The sequence below is a fragment of the uncultured Allobosea sp. genome, from assembly GCF_945957345.1.
Lineage (GTDB): Bacteria > Pseudomonadota > Alphaproteobacteria > Rhizobiales > Beijerinckiaceae > Allobosea.
This window is the reverse complement of the sequence record NZ_CAMFKW010000012.1, coordinates 69619-86075: the sequence shown is the minus strand read 5'-3', so window position 1 is coordinate 86075 and position 16457 is coordinate 69619. Positions and strand designations below refer to the sequence as shown.

Below are 16457 nucleotides of genomic sequence, written 5' to 3'. Positions count from 1 at the left end.
TGCGCGCGCGATGTAGCCCGATTGAACGTCGTACAGGGCGTTGTGTAGCCCGATTAAGCGTTGTGGAGCGTGCGACGTTTAATTGGGCTACACAACCGCAAGGTGGAGCGCGCGACGGGACACGACCAGCACCGCGGACGCCCACTTTAAGCGGGGAGGAAGTCACTCGCGCTTTGCATATTCTCCCTCGATTCGCTTGATCTTGTCATTGTGGAGCCGCGCCTTCTCGCGATCCCGCGCAAGTTGCTCCGGCGTCGAGACGAATACCGAAAGGACGTGCTCCCACAGTCCCATCCCCTCCAGATCGAACCGCACTTCGATTCCGAGCTGCTGGCCCGTCAGGTCGAAGGACGGCACCTTGACGCTGTCGATGCGGTTGACGGCCAGAAACGGGGTCGATGGGGCGTCGAGGCCATTTTGGACGCGCGGGATGGAGGAGAGCCGGATCATTTCTATCATCGCAAGGCGTTCGAACCACGGAGACCCCTTGTAGCGCCAGTACAGATCGGACAGATCGCTGCCGAGGCCGAGATCGGTGAACCAAGTCCCTAGGCCCATGCCCAGTACGCTCTCGAAAACCTGGACGTATGCCTCCATTCCATGAAGCATGCGCCCGTCCTCGCTAGACATGGACGAGATGCTTGCGGCGGCGTTTCGGCGCGGGACCTGATCCTTGAGCCTGAATAGAACTTCATAGGCCTGCCCCGCGCGCTCGACGACAGGCGGCTCGGCCAGCAACCCACCGAAGCCGAGTTCGTTCAAAAGCACATGGCGCCGCTCGGGCAGCCATCTATCGAAGTCCCGGTTCAACGACCAGAGATCGCGACCCGAACCGTTGACGAAGTGGGACAGGCGAACCCGCGTACCATCCGGGCCGGAGCGAATGACGGTCCCGACTGCGACGATGTCCTGTCCTATGGTGATGAGGTCGCCGTCGGCGTCGGAATCCGATCCCTCGAGGCGCCGCGAGCCTTCGTGATCGCGCTTCATCCTTCGGAGTGCATTGGCGGTATAGCGCTTCTCGTCTCGGTCGATCAGGACGCCGCACGAAGCACACAGCCATATCCCGTTGTCGATGTGGGACCGTTCCTCGGGCGTCATTGTCGGGTCGTGGCGGCGCGCTCCAGGCCCCGGCGCGGCGGCACAGATGTGCGCTGCGACGCCGATCATCGTCACGGCGTCGGGCGCCTCGTCGCTAGGACCGACCGTTGATCGCTTGCATAACGAACAGAGGTAGCTGGCCCGCAGCGCCAAGTCGAGCTTCGTCCGGGCGCTGAAGTCGTCCCGCGATTTCGTCATTCGGTTTGCGCGCCCTCCGGACCATGTCAGTCGCGAGGTTATACCAGCCGACGCACATGCCAACGGGCGGCGGCTTCGTAGAACCCAGCAAGCGCGAAGTACCGGGGGGTAGCTGCGGCAACTGGCGCTGACACGCCGTTCACCCCGGCGGCTCGGGCCCGTTTTCCTCGCCGACGTACATTCCATTCTCCGTCGAGGCGCCCACAGCGGCCGATCGGCGCGGGCGCCGGCCCTATTGACGGCCCTCCGTCTGTCGCGTGGATTGCCTTGATCGCGCGCTCAGCCAGCCTCGGATTCGGAAACACTGAATGTCGACCGACCACGTCCGCGGTATCCAGACGCTTCGCCCCAACGAACTGGAGCTCTTCGTCGATCATTGGATGTCAAACAAGGCCAAGGCGTATTCCGCCACGCAGGTGTGGGCCGGCACGGGCGACAAGGGGCGCGACGTCGTGGGCTTTCTATCGCCGCAGCGTTTCGAGGGGCCGTGGCACCTCTTCCAGGCGAAACAACTGAAATCCGTCCTGCGAATGCCGGACATCCTTCCTGAACTGGCCAAGGTCTTCCACCACGCAAACCGAGATGGGACCTCGCTCCCCGCGGCTTATCACTTTATCGCTCCACAAGGTGCGGCACGCGCCGTCCTGGAGGGCATCGGACATCCGACGCGGCTGCGCCAAACCATTATCGACCAGTGGGATCAGAACTGCGCCACGAAGATCGTCGAGCGCGCCACGGTGCCGTTGACGTCCGAGCTGCTGGCCCTCATCCAAAGGTTCGACTTCGCTTCGGTCTACCTGTTCGACGTCTACGCGATCCTCAAGGATCCACACATCCGCCCGACGCTCGTCAAGTTCTTCGGGGCTGATCCCGGACCCTACGCGTCAGAGGGCACTCCGGACGCAATCGCCGACGTCGAGGAAAACTATCTCGCCCAGATCGTGCAGGCCTACGAAGAGCGCGCGCGGGCCTCCTTTCCCGACGTCGCGGCAGTGCTGGCGCATGGCGAGTTCCGAGAGCACCTGTGGGAGCAGCGAACCCGCTATTTCGAGGCGGCGTACTTCAAGCGCCACTATCGGGACAACACCCTGGAGCAAGAGCTGGTGGATTTCGGACAACAAATCTACCATGGGGTCGTGGGCGCCTATCGGGCGTCCTACCCCGACACCTTGGCGAGGATCGACGGTGTGACGGACCGCGCCGCCTCGGTTGTGCCGGCGGGTATCCTCGCACCCTACGCTCGCGTCGAGGTAAAGCAGGGCTTCTGTCACCACCTCGCCAACGAAGGCCGACTGCCTTGGAAACGCTAAGCCCTCCGTCATCTTCCGCTTACGGCCCGCTCTTCAACAGTGCGCTGGAAACTGGACTGCGGGCGCTCATCGTACTGGAGGCTTTCTATCCGCGGCGGTGCAGCCTCATGGAAATGACTTGGTTCGATCATCTCGTCGTGCACACCGCTGACGTTGACGGGCCGGACAGCCTGCACCCGGACCTCGCGCCACGGATCGGCGAGCTGTTCGTGCGGCGAAGGCTCGTCGAGGACAGCCTCAACCTGATGCGCAGCGTGCATATGGTCGATGTCAGGCACGACGACGATGGAATCCATTTCCAGGCGAGCGAGGACGCCCCTTCGTTCCTCGGCATGCTGCAATCGCCATACATCGTAAATCTAAAAGACCGCGCGCGCTGGCTGGCAGAGCGCTTCGCGCGCGCCGAGCCCGCCGAGATCGAGCGAATCGTCAAGGAGCGCATCGGACGCCTGAGGACCGACTTCCAGGCCGCAGGATCGCCGGGCGAGGCGAACCAGTGAGCACGAGGGGCATTAGGCTGCGGAGCCTCAGCTTCACGGGCGCAGTCGTGAAGCCTGCCATCCTGACATTCGAGGACGGCCTGAACATCGTCTACGGCGCATCCAACACCGGCAAGAGCTTCGTCGCCAAAGCGATCAACTTCATGCTGGGCGGGGGCGACGAGCTCCCGGACATCGAGCAGCGGGAAGGCTACGACGGTGCCCTGTTGGCGATGGTCCTGCCGGATGGGGGCGAAGTCACATTACACCGGTCCGTCAAGGGCGGAGATCTCGAACGATTCGACGGGTTGCTGACCGAACGCCCGAAGGATCGGGCTCCACCAGCCACGCTGAGCGCCATCCACAGCGCAAAATCCGGCAACAACGTCTCGCAGTTCCTGCTTTCCTCCCTCGGGCTCTCTGGCAAGGAAGTCGTAACGAACATCTATGGCGAGAAGGACAGCCTCAGCTTCCGGAAGCTGGCGGCCTACGTGGTCGTGGGCGAGGGGCCGATCATGGACGAGGCCAGCCCAGTCCTCAGCCCCATCAAGACCGAAAACACCGCGGAGAAGAACGTTTTCCGCTTGCTGATGACCGGCACGGACGATTCTGCCGTGGTGGCGCAGGTCAGGCCCGCGGTCAGGCAGGCGAAGGTCGAAGGCCAGATCGAGCTGCTCGACGAGTTGATTCAGCGCATCGACGCCGAGATCGGCGAGAAGGCCCCGTTGCGGCAGGAGATGGAAAGACGCTCCGGCCGGCTCGAAGCGGCGCTCACCGACCGCCATGCCGATCTACGCGTTCGCCAGGAACGAATAGACGCGCTCACCCGTCGGCGCCGCTGGCTTACGGACGAAGTGGACGCGGCCACAGCCAAGCTCGCCGAACTCGAAACCATGTCGGGTCGGTTCGCAGAGTTGGACCGCGTTTTTCTGTCGGATATCGAGCGGCTCGTCGCCTTGGAGGAAGGTGGCTTCCTCCTCAAGGCGGTGGCGGGCCGGCCCTGCGCGCTCTGCGGCGCCGACCCCGAACATCAGGTGCATTCCCATGCCGCGGACGAGATCGCCCGGACGCAAGCCGCTGCCGCCGCGGAAATCGCGAAGATTCAACGCGAACGCCGTGACCTCTCGCAGACCATGGCGTCGGTCAACGCCGACGCCGCGGGATTGAGCCGGAGCCGGCAGAGGATGCTCGCTGAACTGGCGGATGCGGAACGCAACTTGGAGACGGAGCGTCCGGAGGAGCTTCGCGTCCGGACCGACTACGAGCAGGTCATCAGAGAGCGCGACGAGATCAAGCGCGCGCTCGATCTCTACACGCAGCGAGACCGGATGGCTGCTCGCCGTTCGCAGTTGAGTTCGCGCGACGCCTCGCGCAGCACCCCGTCGAAGCTACAGGCGGGCGTCAGCGCTACCACGGCACATGAGTTCTCCCAGATTGTCCAGGAACTCCTGCGCGACTGGGGATTTCCCGGGAACCCTGTAGTGGCCTTCGACCCGGCGAAACAGGATATCCAGGTAGACGGGAAGGGGCGGGCGAGCAACGGCAAGGGCGTCCGCGCCGTCCTGCATTCGGCTTTCAAGGTTGCTATCCTGATTCATTGCCGGCGCAAGGGCTTGCCACATCCTGGCTTCATCGTCCTGGATACGCCGCTGCTGACATACCGCGAGCCTATGACGCATAGGGAAGGCGCCTTGTCGGAGGATGAACAGGAAATCAAGGACACGAAGCTATCAGCCAGGTTCTTCCGGTCCCTGGCGCAGTTGGGGAATCTCGGCCAGTTCATCGTTCTCGAAAACATTGATCCGCCGCCCGACGCGAAAGCACATGTGACGGTGTTCGTCGGACAGGGCGGCGAAGGCAGGCAAGGGTTCTTCCCGCGGGGCGGGTTCGGCTAACCGGGGATGGACGGGCTTGAAGTTCGCGCTTCCTACTCCGTCGTTGTCCATCGCTCCAATGATCTGTAGCGCGCGCTGAGCCAATTGGGCCGTCTGCATACCGCGATTAGTCCCCGTGCAACCGGTCAAGGGGCCGGCCAATCCTCAGGCGGACCTGAAACATTCGGATTGCTTAGGGTCTCGACGGCCAATTCGGTGTTCGTCGAGATATCGAAGCCATTTGACTGGGGGTCGGCAAGCGTCCAGATTGCAACAAAAACAATAACAAACTGGGAGGTTTTCGGTGAGTTCGAGGGTCGACCGGCTCTCAGATTCAGTTCTTGCAGGCGCCGCCCCTACGCGCCGTGGTTTGCTTGTGGGTGCCTCGGCTTCCCTCGTCTTGCCGAGGACCCCGCGTGCAGCGCAGCCTTTTCGCTTTGGGCTGACGCCCGTATTCCTAACCTCCGATCTCCAACTGCTTGAGGCCCTGCAGCACTATCTGACAGTCGCCATGGACACCGAGGTTCAACTCGTCCTCAAGCGAACCTATCAGGAAATCACATCCCAGTTGCTTTCCGGGTTGCTGGATGCGGCCTGGATCTGCGGGTTTCCCTTCGTGGCCTATCGCCGCGAACTGGATCTGGTCGCGGTTCCAATCTGGCGTGGCAAGCCGACCTATCAGTCTTACCTGCTGGTCAGCGCTGATCGCGAGGCGACCAACATCGCTGATCTGCGCGGCGATATTCACGCGTTTTCCGATCCAGACTCGAACTCGGGATACCTCGTGACACGAGCTCTGCTGGCTGAGCAGAAGTTCAAACCCCAGGACTTCTTCAAACGGACATTTTTCACCTATGGGCACCGGAACGTGGTCCGGGCGGTAGCCGCGGGACTTGCCCAATCCGGCAGTGTCGACGGCTATGTCTGGGAGGTGATGACCGAGACCGAGCCAGAGCTGACGCGGCAGACCAAGGCTGCATGGCGCTCTGATTGGATGGGGTTTCCGCCGATAGCAACGTCCGCCGGCAACGCTGCGAGCGAGGGGATAGCGCGCCTTCGGCGGGCGCTGATCGATATGCCCACGGATCAGACCGGTCGAAGCGTTCTGTCACTGTTGCGGCTCGACGGATTCGCGACCGGCAGTCCAACGCTGTTCGATAGCATCGCGGGCCGTGTCGAGCTTGTGAGGGCGCTCGGATGAAGCGTGCGTCGTTTGATCCGCGGCGCTGGCCGCTCGCCTTCAAGACGCCCGCGCTGGTGGCGGCGTTCATGCTGATCGTCAGCATCGTCATGACCAACGCCGTGCTGTCGAGACTGCGCGAGACCCAGGAGCGGCAGCTCGCCGCGATGTCGACGATCTACCTCAACGGCCTCGCATCGGCACTTATTCCGCATGTGCTGCGGGAGGATATCTGGGAGGTATTCGACATCGTCGAGCGAGGCGCTTCGCTCGAAGGCGGCTTTGGCCGCGCCAGCATCGTTGTCGTCGACAGCAAGGGGGAGACGCTTGCTGCCAGCGATCCGAGGCAAGCGCCTGTGCTCAGCCGGCAATCGGACCGTGATCGGCATTTTCGCGGTGATGCACGGCTGACGGTCGATACCGACAAGGCGCGCGCCTTCGCCCGCAGGCCGTTGATCTACCAGGACCGTCGGATAGGGGAGATTTATGTCGACTATGACATCGGCCACCTCTTGCGCGAGCGCAGCGACGTCCTTCGCACCTTGATCGCCACGAATGCCGTGATCGCCTTGCTGCTGGCGGCCTTCGGCTATTGGATCATCCGGCGCATGCTCGGCCCGATCGGCACATTGTCCCGCCATCTTGATCTCAGTGTCTCGGGGCCGGTGCAACCGATTCCGTCAAGTGAGATAGCCGGGTCAACAAGGGAGTTCAGGCGTCTTTTCATGCGTTTCAACGCATTGGCTGATGCGGTGAATGAGCGCGAGGCGATCGCCAAGGAGCTCGCGAATGAGGAACGCCTGGCCAGCCTCGGTCGCCTTGCGTCCGGCATGGCACACGAGATCAACAATCCCCTCGGCGGGCTGTTCAATGCGATCGACACATTGAAGCGCCACGGCGACAAGCCATCGGTCCGCGCGACCTCGCTGGACCTATTCGAGCGCGGCCTGAAGGGCATACGCGATGTCGTGCGTTCGACGCTTGCCGCCTACCGTGCCGACCGCGATCCGCGGCGCCTGACCTCGGATGATCTCGATGATCTTCGCCTGCTTGTCGGGCCTGAGATCGCGCGGCGGGCGCTGGCGCTTGAATGGCGGAACCAGCTCGGCGGTGAATTGCCTGTCGAGGCCACGGCGTTCCGGCAGGTCGCATTGAATCTGCTGCTCAACGCGATTCATGTCAGCCCTTCGGGCGCAGCGGTCATCTTCGTCAGCGCCATCGAAGGCGAATTCCTGTTGCTTGAAGTTCATGACCAGGGCCCGGGGTTCAGTGCCGAAGCCCGAGCCGTCCTTGCCGGCGAAAGCAACCGGCCGGCTCCGATCGGTGAGGGGACTGGGCTTGGGCTCTGGGTCACGCGCCGGCTGCTGCAGGACATGGGAGGGAAGGCGGTGATCGCCAACTCGCCCCTGGGAGGCACCTTGGTTCGGGTGATGGTCCCCGTCGGGATGAGAGAGGAGCTTCGCGATGTCGCTTGAGCGCTGCGCGATCGGCTTGATCGAGGACGATCCGATCATGGGCGAATCCCTTGTCCAGAGGCTCGCAATCGAGGGAGCCGAGGTCACCTGGTGGAAGACCAAGGCGGAGGCCGTGCAAGGGCTCTCGAAGCGCCGGCCGCGAGCTGTGATCTGCGACCTCAAGCTACCCGATGGCAATGGCGAGGAAATTTTTCTTGAAACCGCCAAGTTCGAACGAGCTCCGCCATTCCTGTTCATGACGGCATTTGGCGAGATCGACCAGGCAGTCAGGCTGATGCGCTGCGGCGCTGGTGATTACGTCACGAAGCCGTTCGAGATGTCGTCCTTCCTTGAGCGCCTGGAGACGCTCGTCGAGCCGGTTGCGCAGGAAGGGGATGGGGTCTTGGGCGTGTCGGCAGCGATGCGCGCCGTTGAGTGTACTCTGCTGCGGCTGGCCAAAGTGGGGGCACCGGTCCTGCTGACTGGTGAAACCGGAAGCGGCAAGGAGGTCTGCGCACGCTTGCTCCATGCCTCGCGCGGCAAGTCGGGTCCGTTCATGGCCGTCAACTGCGCGGCGATTCCGGCTGAGTTGATGGAGAGCGAGCTCTTCGGCCATGAAAAGGGTGCCTTCTCGGGCGCCCATGCGCGTCATCTCGGCTACGCCGAGCGTGCCGGGGCGGGGACGCTGTTTCTCGATGAGATTGGCGAATTGGCGCCCAAGCTCCAGGCCAAGCTGCTGCGGCTTCTGGAAGAGCGCAGCTTCACGCGGGTCGGCGGTGAGCAGGTCGTGCCATTCAGGGCCAAGGTGATCTGCGCCACCAATGCCGACTTGCTGCAGAAGGTGAGAGAGGGCTCATTCCGCGAGGATCTTCTTTATCGGATCAATGTGGTGCACGTACCGGTTCCGCCGCTGCGCGATCGCGGCGAGGACATCGCGTGGCTGATGGACCGCTTTGTCGCGGAGTTCACCGGGAATGGCGACGACCGTATTCAGGGAACGAGCGCCCTGGCCGTGGAGGCGGCCCTCGCCCATGGATGGCCCGGCAATGTGCGCGAACTCCGCAATCGCGTCGAACGTGCGGTTGCTCTGAGCGACGGTCCGTTGCTGATGCCTGGCGATCTGTTTCCTGATCTCGAAACTGCCTTCAAACCTTCTCATCGGGAAGGCTTGGAGGGCATTCGCGACGAGGCTGAGCGGCGCCATATTACCCGCGTCCTCGCAGAAAACGACGGAGCGGTGCTTGCCACCGCGAGGGCCCTTGGCGTCTCCCGGACAACGCTTTGGGAAAAGATGAGGCGGTACGGTCTCGGATCCGTGAGAGATTGAGGTTTCGCTCAAACCGTGAGGATTGACACGGTTTATGTCGCGCGATATTCGTGGGACCTCTCACGGATTGTCCTGCATGAGCCCACGTCGCTACACGACCCGCTATATCTCGACCGAGTTCACGCCCGCCGAAGCGGCTCGCGCAACGGGCGTGTCGGTGGAGTTGCAGCGCGATTGGAAGCGCCGCGGCTATTTGGCCGCGCGAGACGATGGAAAGCACAGCCGGTACACGTTTGAGGATTTGAGCCGCATGCTCGCGCTCAAGTCCTTTTCGGACGCGGGAATCGGGCTTCGGGTCGCTACCGTTCCGCTTGGCAGCGATGGCTTCCGCAACGCGGAAACGGCTGCGAGCATGGCCATGCTGCCAATGCTTGGTTTCGCCGACTATGCGGTCCGGACGACTGACCCCCGGCACAAGATCGGGCGCTATGTGATCGTCGATAGCGCCGGGGTTTGCCGGACAGACAGCCTCGATGAGTATGAGCAGGAGCGGGGAACGCATCAGACCGGGCCGGTTTCCATCATTTTCGACTGCAAGAAGGCGGCCGAGGCGATCCTGGCGAAGCTCGATCGACCGCACCTGATCGTCGAAACCTCTGCCTCGGACGAGTGAGGAACACGATGCCAAGCCTCGATTCCCTGGCAGCGATCGTCGCCAATCCCACCGTGTTGAGCCTGATCGGAGTCGTCGGGCTCGTCCTTGCGATGCGACTGCGGCGTCTCAAATGGAGGGATGTGGAGCTTTCTTTCGGCCGCGACGACGGCGACCAGCCGCCGAACTCCCGGCGTTGATCGCGACGTTCAACGTCACGAACCTTCGCGGTCGCAACACGTTCGGAAATCTGAACGAGTCCGATCTTATCATTCCACTCACGTCCTGGTTTTCAAAGGGCTTTTCGACTTTTCGGAACTCGGCACGGGCCCTGCACTCACCTTCCACCGCTCACGAGACGGTTGGAGGAATCCCAATGAAGAAGTGCGATCTGATGGTCGATCTCGGCCGCCGCCGGTTCCTGTCAGGAGCGGGGTTTGCTGCGGCTGGCGCGGCTGCGACGACGATCGTTTCCGCGCCGGCTCAGGCGAAACCCGCTGCCGCGCTGGTCGAGTATCCCGCCAACAAGCTCGGAACCGTGGCGGAGCTCAAGGTCAACGAACCGAAGGACGTTGCCTATCCCGATGACGATGCACCCGGCGTCCTGATCAAGCTCGGTAAGCGCGTGCCGGGCGGTGTCGGGCCGGACGGCGACATCGTCGGCTTCTCCACTGTCTGCCCGCACAAGGGCTATCCGCTGGCCTTCAATTCCTCCGACAAGACCCTGAACTGTCCGGGGCACTACTCCCGCTTCGATTGCGAGGCCGGCGGCCAGCAGGTTTGGGGGCAATCGACCCAGAACCTGCCTCAATACGCCCTGCGTGTCGAAGCCAATGGCGACATCGTTGCCGAGGGGCTCGACGAGCTTCTCTACGGCCGCCTGTCCAACGTGCTCTGAGGGAGAAGACCATGACCTACAAGCGTCAGATCGATCGCCTCCCCATCGTCCCCGCGGACGCCAAGGAGCACAATGTCACTTGCCACTTCTGTATCGTCGGCTGCGGCTACAAGGCCTACACCTGGGACATCAACCGGCAGGGCGGCACGGATCCGAGCCAGAACAAGTTCAAGGTCGATCTTGCCCAGCAGCAAGGGGCCGACAGCAGCGCCTGGTACTCGCCGTCGATGTACAACATCGTCAAGCAGGACGGTAAGGACGTCCACCTGGTCATCATGCCGGACAAGAACTGCGTGGTGAATTCGGGCCTCGGTTCGGTCCGCGGCGCCCGCATGGCGGAGACCTCGTACTCAGAGGCGCGTTCGACCCAACAGCAGCGTCTCACTCACCCGATGGTCTGGCGATATGGAGCGATGTCTCCGACGTCCTGGGATGATGCTCTCGATCTCGTGGCCCGGGTCACCTGCCAGATCGTCAAAGATCAGGGCGAGGATGGGCTTTTCGTCTCCGCTTTCGATCATGGCGGCGCCGGCGGCGGCTACGAGAACACCTGGGGCACCGGCAAGCTCTATTTCGGCGCCATGAAGGTGAAGAACATCCGGATCCACAACCGGCCGGCCTACAATTCCGAGGTCCACGCCACGCGCGACATGGGCATCGGCGAGCTCAACAACTGCTACGAGGATGCCGAGCTCGCCGACACGATCGTCGTGGTTGGCGCCAACCCGCTAGAGACGCAGACCAACTACTTCCTGAATCACTGGGTGCCGAACCTGCGCGGCACCTCGATGGACAAGAAGCGCGCCGAGCTTCCGAATGAGGCTCATTCTCCCGCGCGGATAGTTATCATCGACCCGCGGCGCACCGTGACAGTCAACGCCTGCGAGGTGGAGGCCGGCAAAGAGCGGGTAATGCACCTCGCCATCAACTCGGGCAGTGATCTTGCGCTGTTCAACGCCTGGATGACGTACATCGCCGAGAAGGGTTGGGTCGACAAGGCGCTGATTGCCGCTTCGACAAACGGCTTCGACAAGATGGTCGCGGCCAACAAGACGACCCTGGAGCAGGCTGCCGCTCTGACCGGCCTCACCGTCGACCAGATCCGCCAGTCGGCGGAATGGATTGCGTCGCCAAAGGAAGGCAATGCGCGTCGGCGCACCATGTTCGCCTATGAGAAGGGCCTGATCTGGGGCAACGACAACTACCGCACTAACGGCGCGCTCGTGAACGTCGCTCTCGCCACCGGCAATATCGGTCGGCCGGGAGGTGGTTGCGTGCGTCTGGGCGGCCACCAGGAAGGCTACTCGCGTCCGTCTGACGCCCATGTCGGCCGGCCGGCCGCCTATGTCGACAAGCTCCTGATCGAGGGCAAGGGCGGCGTTCACCACATCTGGGGATGCGACCACTACAAGACGACGCTCAATGCCTACCAGTTCAAGCGAACCTACAAGAAGCGCACCGATCTGGTGAAGGAGGCGATGGACTCGATCCCATTCGGTGACCGGACGGCGCTGGTCAACGCCATCGTCGAGGCAATCAAGAAGGGCGGGCTGTTCTCGGTCGACGTGGACATCATACCGAGCCAGATCGGCCAGGCGTCGCATGTCTGGCTCCCGGCCGCGACCTCGGGCGAAATGAATCTGACCTCAATGAACGGCGAGCGCCGCATGCGCCTCGTCGAGCGCTACATGGATCCGCCAGGCCAAGCCATGCCTGACTGCCTGATCGCGGCCCGCATCGCCAACAACATGGAACGCGTCTTCCGGGAAATCGGCATGGCCCAGGTTGCCGACAACTTCAAAGGCTTCGACTGGAAGACCGAGGAAGACGCCTTCATGGACGGCTACCATGCTCATGAGAAGGGTGGTGAGCACGTTACCTATGCTCGCCTGAAGGCGATGGGCACGAATGGCTTCCAGGAGCCGGCGACCGGCTTCGCGGACGGCAAGATCATCGGCACGAAGCGGCTGTTCGCCGACGGTAAGTTCGGCGGCAAGGACGGCAAGGCAACCTTCATGGAGACGCAGTGGCGTGGTCTCCAGGCTGCCGGGAAGCAGGCCGAGAAGGACAAGTTCCCGTTCCTGATCAACAACGGGCGGGCCAACCTGATCTGGCAGAGCGCCTATCTCGACCAGAAGAACGACTTCGTCATGGACGCTCAGCCATATCCCTTCATCGAGCTGAACCCAGCCGATATGGCCGAGCTCGGCCTCAAGGACGGGGATCTTGTCGAGGTCTACAACGACAACGGCTCGACGCAGGCCATGGCCTATCCGACGCCTTCGGCGAAGCGAAATCAGGCCTTCATGCTGTTCGCGTTTCCCACGGGCGTCCAAGGCAATGTCGTCTCTGCAGGCGTCAATGAGTTCGTGATCCCGAACTACAAGCAGACCTGGGGCAACATCCGGAAGATCGCGAGCGCACCGGAGAATACCAGGCATCTGTCCTTCAAGAGCCGCGAATACGCGGTCTGACGCCGTCACGATGAGCGGGGCGTACGCTTACGCGACCCGCTCATCTCTCCTCACTTCCAGCTCGCAGGTCTGTCATGACGCTTCCCATTGTGGTCGAAGCGCCGCTTTCGGCTCTCGCCGCCGATCGCGCCCCGGCTCTTCTCTCTGTCTCCGAAGCGTGCGCTCGCGCGGCTGCCTATGCGGCGGCGCTGACCAGGACGGATACCGTCCCGGTGACGCAGGCGGCCGGACGCACGCTCGCAGAGCCCATTGTGGCGCGTCTTGCGGCACCGCCTTTCACCCAGTCCGCCATGGACGGATATGCCTTGGCCGCCGGCGACGGACTTGCCGCAGGCATCCGCCTCGAGGTCGTCGGCCGTGTTCCTGCTGGCGGCCGCGGCGGGCGGATCGCTGCGGCCCAGGCCGCTCGGCTCTTCACCGGGGCCCCGCTGCCGCAGGGCGCCGACGCGGTCGTCATGCAAGAGCATGTCGACCGCGATGGCGATATCATCGTTCTGCGTTGCCCGATCCGGGCGGGAGACAATATCCGGATCAAGGGCGAGGACGTTCAACCGCTTGAGACCCTTCTCCAAGTGGGCGAGCGTCTCGATGCGCGCCATGTCGCCCTTGCCGCCGCGCAGGGCATCGGCACCTTCAAGGTACGCGCACGGCCGCGTGTGGCCGTGATCTCGACGGGAGACGAGCTTCGACAGGCCGGTGACGCGCTCGAACCCAGCGCGATCTATGATTCCAATCGGCCGATGCTGCTCGCCTTGATCGAGCAATCAGGCCTGGTGCCAATCGACGGTGGCTGGGTTCCTGACCGGCCTGAAATGATCGCCGATCGACTTCAGTGTGCGGCCGAGCGAGCCGATCTCGTAATCACCAGCGGCGGCGCCTCCCTCGGCGAGGAGGACCATGCGCTTGAAGCGTTGGAGCGGGCAGGCGGCAGCGGCGAAACCCTCAAGATCGCCTTGAAGCCCGGCAAGCCCGCCGTCGTTGGCCGCATCGGTTCCGCGGCGTACCTGGGCCTGCCGGGGAATCCGGTTTCGAGCCTGGTGTGCTGGCTACTGCTGGGTCGAACGATGGCCAGCTCCCTGGAGGGGCGGGAGCCTCCACGGCGGCTCGGCTTTCCCTTACCGAGCAAGTCGGCCTTTGTCCGCCGCGCAGGCCGAACCGAGTTCGTTCCGGTCAAGCTCGTCGAAGGTCACGAGGGCCTTGGCGTCGAGATCCTTGGCCGCGGCGGTTCTGCCCGACTGCAACCGCTCGCCGAAGCCGATGGCCTGGCCGAGATCGCCGCGGAGAACAGCGGCGTTCATCCCGGTGATGTCGTCCTGTTTCATCCGCTGCGCGGCGGCTTCGCCACCTGATCCTTTCATCATCGGAGATCCATCGAACATGAATCGCCTGTGGCCTGTGCTTGCCTTGCTCGTAGCTTCGCCGTCCGTTGCCTTTGCACAGGACATCTCCGCGGGCGAGCGCTCCTGGAACAAATGCCGGGCCTGCCACCAGATAGGTGAAACCGCAAAAAACGGCGTCGGTCCGGAACTCAATGGCCTGTTCGGGCGGCATTCCGGATCAGTCGAGGGCTACAGCTATTCGAGCGCCAACAAGAACTCGGGCATCACCTGGGATGAGGCGACATTCGCCGTCTACATCAAGGATCCCAAGGCGAAGATCCCGGGAACCAAGATGGTGTTCGCCGGCATCAAGAATGAGCAGGAGATCAAGGATCTGACCGCATTCCTCAAACAATTCGATAAGATCGGAAAGAAGGTTCCGTGAGCAGACATCACGGTCGCTCTCTTGGCCCATTGCTGACGCTCACAACGTCTGTTTTCGGGCGGTTCACGGCCATCTTGATTGTGGTGACTTAGTCGCGATCTTTCAGACCACGGACGGGTGTGGGGCGAGGGCGGTGAGGGGGTGTGGCCGGTGGTTGAAGTAGACGCTGTGACCGGCTAACGCTCGTTGTTGTCGTCCTCGTAGCCGTCGTATTTGTCCTCGGGCGCATAAAGTTCGGCAGCGTCGTATCGCTGCGTCTTCTTGTATCGATCACCAAGCTTGACCACCGAGAGCCGGGAAAGGCCTGTTATTTTCAGCGCGCAAGCCACGCACTCAAAATGCGTGGGCAGGTATTCCTGCGTCTCGACGATTTCGCCTTCAAAGAACTGCTGCTTCGCGTCGCCAACTGGTTCACCATGCAGAAGAGATTGGGATCCACACGATGGGCAGGCGACGCGGTGCCCGACATGACGTGTTGCCCAGATCGCGGCTGACTCGGTCAGCGCCTTCTGCTCGGCCTTGGGCTTCGCCTCCCAAACCTTCTTGTGAGCGGCGACATCACCTTGGATCGCTTTAGCTCCCTCGTCGGCGGCCGCAGCGATCAGTTTTTTAGCAGCTTTGGCCTCGTCTTTGCCGAAAAGCTCTTCGAGCGATTTGCCCATCGACGCCAGCAGTACCTGGCAAATACCATAGAAGCGCGGCTGCCAGGTCGAGGCATTGACGCCCTCGAATGCCATTTTGCCTGTGTGCAGCTCGGAATTCCGGTTGCCAGTGTGCAGAATCCCGAAGTTCTCGTGCTCCTGCGTGAAGTCATCCAGGATGAGGTTCAGGCGCTTAAAAACCTCCGCCGTGCCGATCGATTTGGGCGAGTATTTCTGCTCTTTAGGAACAAATCCCAAGGCGTGGTACAGGCTGCCCCACTGCTTGTTTTCAGTCTCGGCGAGCAGTGCCGGGCTGATGTTTGCTAGGGCCGCACGAGCGAGAAATTCCAGCGACAGGCTGAGCCAGAGGGCATATTGCCACTGGTCGCTTTCCAAGTCCTCGGTCTGCTGAACGTAGAGGAGGGCCTTGTTGAAGAGATCATCTGGGTTCCATATCGCCTCGATCGGACCCGGCTTCACTGTCTTCTTCAATTCAGTTCCCCCAGGTATGTCCGTTCGATCATGCGGTCCTCGCGCCCGGCTGGCACTGGGGCGCGAGCGTGCAGCATCCGCCAGTTATCGATAATCATCATGTCTCCGGGCTGGACGAGCGCGTTTTCGATAGCCTGTCGTCTATCGATCTCGACCTTCATCCGAGAGATCGCCTGCTCCCCGAGCTTGCTGGCCGGCTTCAGATAAACCTCGTCCCACCTGATCAGCGCTGGCCTGTCGCCCTCTGGCTCGCGAAGCGTCAGCATGCTGAAGCTTCCACCGCGAGGCCGTCGCGGCTTAACCAGGGCGCGGTTGAGCAAATCCGGCCCGATCGCCTGGACCAGGTCATGCCCGTCGATCACCGGCGTCGGGATATCAAGATAACCTTTGATGCATCGGAGCATCAGGTAGCGCGGCGGATCTCGCCAATGCGCCAGGTCGGTGTGAAAGGGGAAGCGATCACGGCCGAAGATGCCGCTGTAGGTGTTGGGAGCTGCGACGTTCTGGTCGATTGGCACAAGCTCCTGGACTGGGGCGTCGTCCCAGACCGACAGGACCTTTCCGAACATGGGCGCGATTTCGGCGGACGGCTTGCCCGGCTCAAACCCCTCGATGAATATGCACCCGTCGCAATCCACGATCGTTTTGACCGAAATCCCCATCGCGCGTCCTT

General features: G+C 62.5%; 15 protein-coding genes. 12 read left to right on the top strand and 3 right to left on the bottom strand.

Annotated features, from left to right (window positions below):
- Positions 1-162 precede the first annotated feature (162 nt).
- Positions 163-1299 (bottom strand): hypothetical protein, encoded by a 1137-nt coding sequence (locus tag Q0Q36_RS08495; protein WP_293797302.1) that lies wholly within the window; start codon positions 1297-1299, stop codon positions 163-165.
- A 308-nt stretch (positions 1300-1607) separates the two neighbouring features.
- Between Q0Q36_RS08495 and Q0Q36_RS08490 the strand changes: the two genes are divergently transcribed.
- The 12 genes from Q0Q36_RS08490 (at position 1608) to Q0Q36_RS08435 (ending at position 14651) form a co-directional block, all read left to right on the top strand.
- Complete coding sequence (locus Q0Q36_RS08490) at positions 1608-2609, top strand: ABC-three component system protein (protein ID WP_293797300.1); 1002 nt, start codon at positions 1608-1610, stop codon at positions 2607-2609.
- A complete protein-coding gene (locus tag Q0Q36_RS08485) occupies positions 2597-3109 on the top strand; it encodes an ABC-three component system middle component 2 (protein ID WP_293797298.1) in 513 nt (170 codons plus the stop codon). The genes Q0Q36_RS08490 and Q0Q36_RS08485 overlap by 13 nt, the downstream gene beginning before the upstream one ends.
- A gap of 47 nt (positions 3110-3156) precedes the next feature.
- On the top strand, positions 3157-4983 hold the full coding sequence (locus Q0Q36_RS08480) for a hypothetical protein (protein ID WP_293797296.1): 1827 nt from the start codon (positions 3157-3159) through the stop codon (positions 4981-4983).
- Between the two features lie 355 nt (positions 4984-5338).
- Positions 5339-6163 (top strand): PhnD/SsuA/transferrin family substrate-binding protein, encoded by an 825-nt coding sequence (locus Q0Q36_RS08475; protein ID WP_293797346.1) that lies wholly within the window; start codon positions 5339-5341, stop codon positions 6161-6163.
- Complete coding sequence (locus Q0Q36_RS08470; RefSeq protein ID WP_293797293.1) at positions 6160-7617, top strand: ATP-binding protein; 1458 nt, start codon at positions 6160-6162, stop codon at positions 7615-7617. Before Q0Q36_RS08475 ends, Q0Q36_RS08470 begins: the two co-directional genes overlap by 4 nt.
- Positions 7607-8923 carry a sigma-54 dependent transcriptional regulator gene (locus tag Q0Q36_RS08465; protein WP_293797291.1) on the top strand — a complete coding sequence of 439 codons (1317 nt, stop codon included), beginning with the start codon at positions 7607-7609 and terminating at the stop codon, positions 8921-8923. Before Q0Q36_RS08470 ends, Q0Q36_RS08465 begins: the two co-directional genes overlap by 11 nt.
- A 76-nt stretch (positions 8924-8999) precedes the next feature.
- Positions 9000-9536: a MerR family transcriptional regulator gene (locus tag Q0Q36_RS08460; protein ID WP_293797289.1), complete on the top strand. Its 537-nt coding sequence runs from the start codon at positions 9000-9002 to the stop codon at positions 9534-9536.
- A gap of 8 nt (positions 9537-9544) precedes the next feature.
- Positions 9545-9715 (top strand): hypothetical protein, encoded by a 171-nt coding sequence (locus Q0Q36_RS08455; RefSeq protein ID WP_293797287.1) that lies wholly within the window; start codon positions 9545-9547, stop codon positions 9713-9715.
- 176 nt (positions 9716-9891) lie between these two features.
- Positions 9892-10413 (top strand): arsenate reductase (azurin) small subunit, encoded by a 522-nt coding sequence (locus Q0Q36_RS08450; protein WP_293797285.1) that lies wholly within the window; start codon positions 9892-9894, stop codon positions 10411-10413.
- Positions 10414-10424: 11 nt separating this feature from the next.
- Positions 10425-12887 (top strand): arsenate reductase (azurin) large subunit, encoded by a 2463-nt coding sequence (locus tag Q0Q36_RS08445; RefSeq protein ID WP_293797283.1) that lies wholly within the window; start codon positions 10425-10427, stop codon positions 12885-12887.
- Positions 12888-12961: 74 nt separating this feature from the next.
- The gene (gene glp / locus Q0Q36_RS08440) at positions 12962-14236 is read left to right on the top strand and encodes a gephyrin-like molybdotransferase Glp (protein ID WP_293797281.1); all 1275 of its coding nucleotides are present in this window, start codon (positions 12962-12964) and stop codon (positions 14234-14236) included.
- A 28-nt stretch (positions 14237-14264) separates the two neighbouring features.
- Positions 14265-14651, top strand: coding sequence for a cytochrome c family protein (locus Q0Q36_RS08435; RefSeq protein ID WP_293797279.1), 387 nt, complete (start codon positions 14265-14267; stop codon positions 14649-14651).
- 176 nt (positions 14652-14827) lie between these two features.
- Here the strand turns inward: Q0Q36_RS08435 and Q0Q36_RS08430 are convergent, their stop codons facing one another.
- Together Q0Q36_RS08430 and Q0Q36_RS08425 are read right to left on the bottom strand one after the other, a co-directional pair.
- Positions 14828-15784 carry a hypothetical protein gene (locus tag Q0Q36_RS08430; RefSeq protein WP_293797277.1) on the bottom strand — a complete coding sequence of 319 codons (957 nt, stop codon included), beginning with the start codon at positions 15782-15784 and terminating at the stop codon, positions 14828-14830.
- Positions 15781-16446 carry a TauD/TfdA family dioxygenase gene (locus tag Q0Q36_RS08425; protein ID WP_293797275.1) on the bottom strand — a complete coding sequence of 222 codons (666 nt, stop codon included), beginning with the start codon at positions 16444-16446 and terminating at the stop codon, positions 15781-15783. The genes Q0Q36_RS08430 and Q0Q36_RS08425 overlap by 4 nt, the downstream gene beginning before the upstream one ends.
- Positions 16447-16457 lie beyond the last annotated feature (11 nt).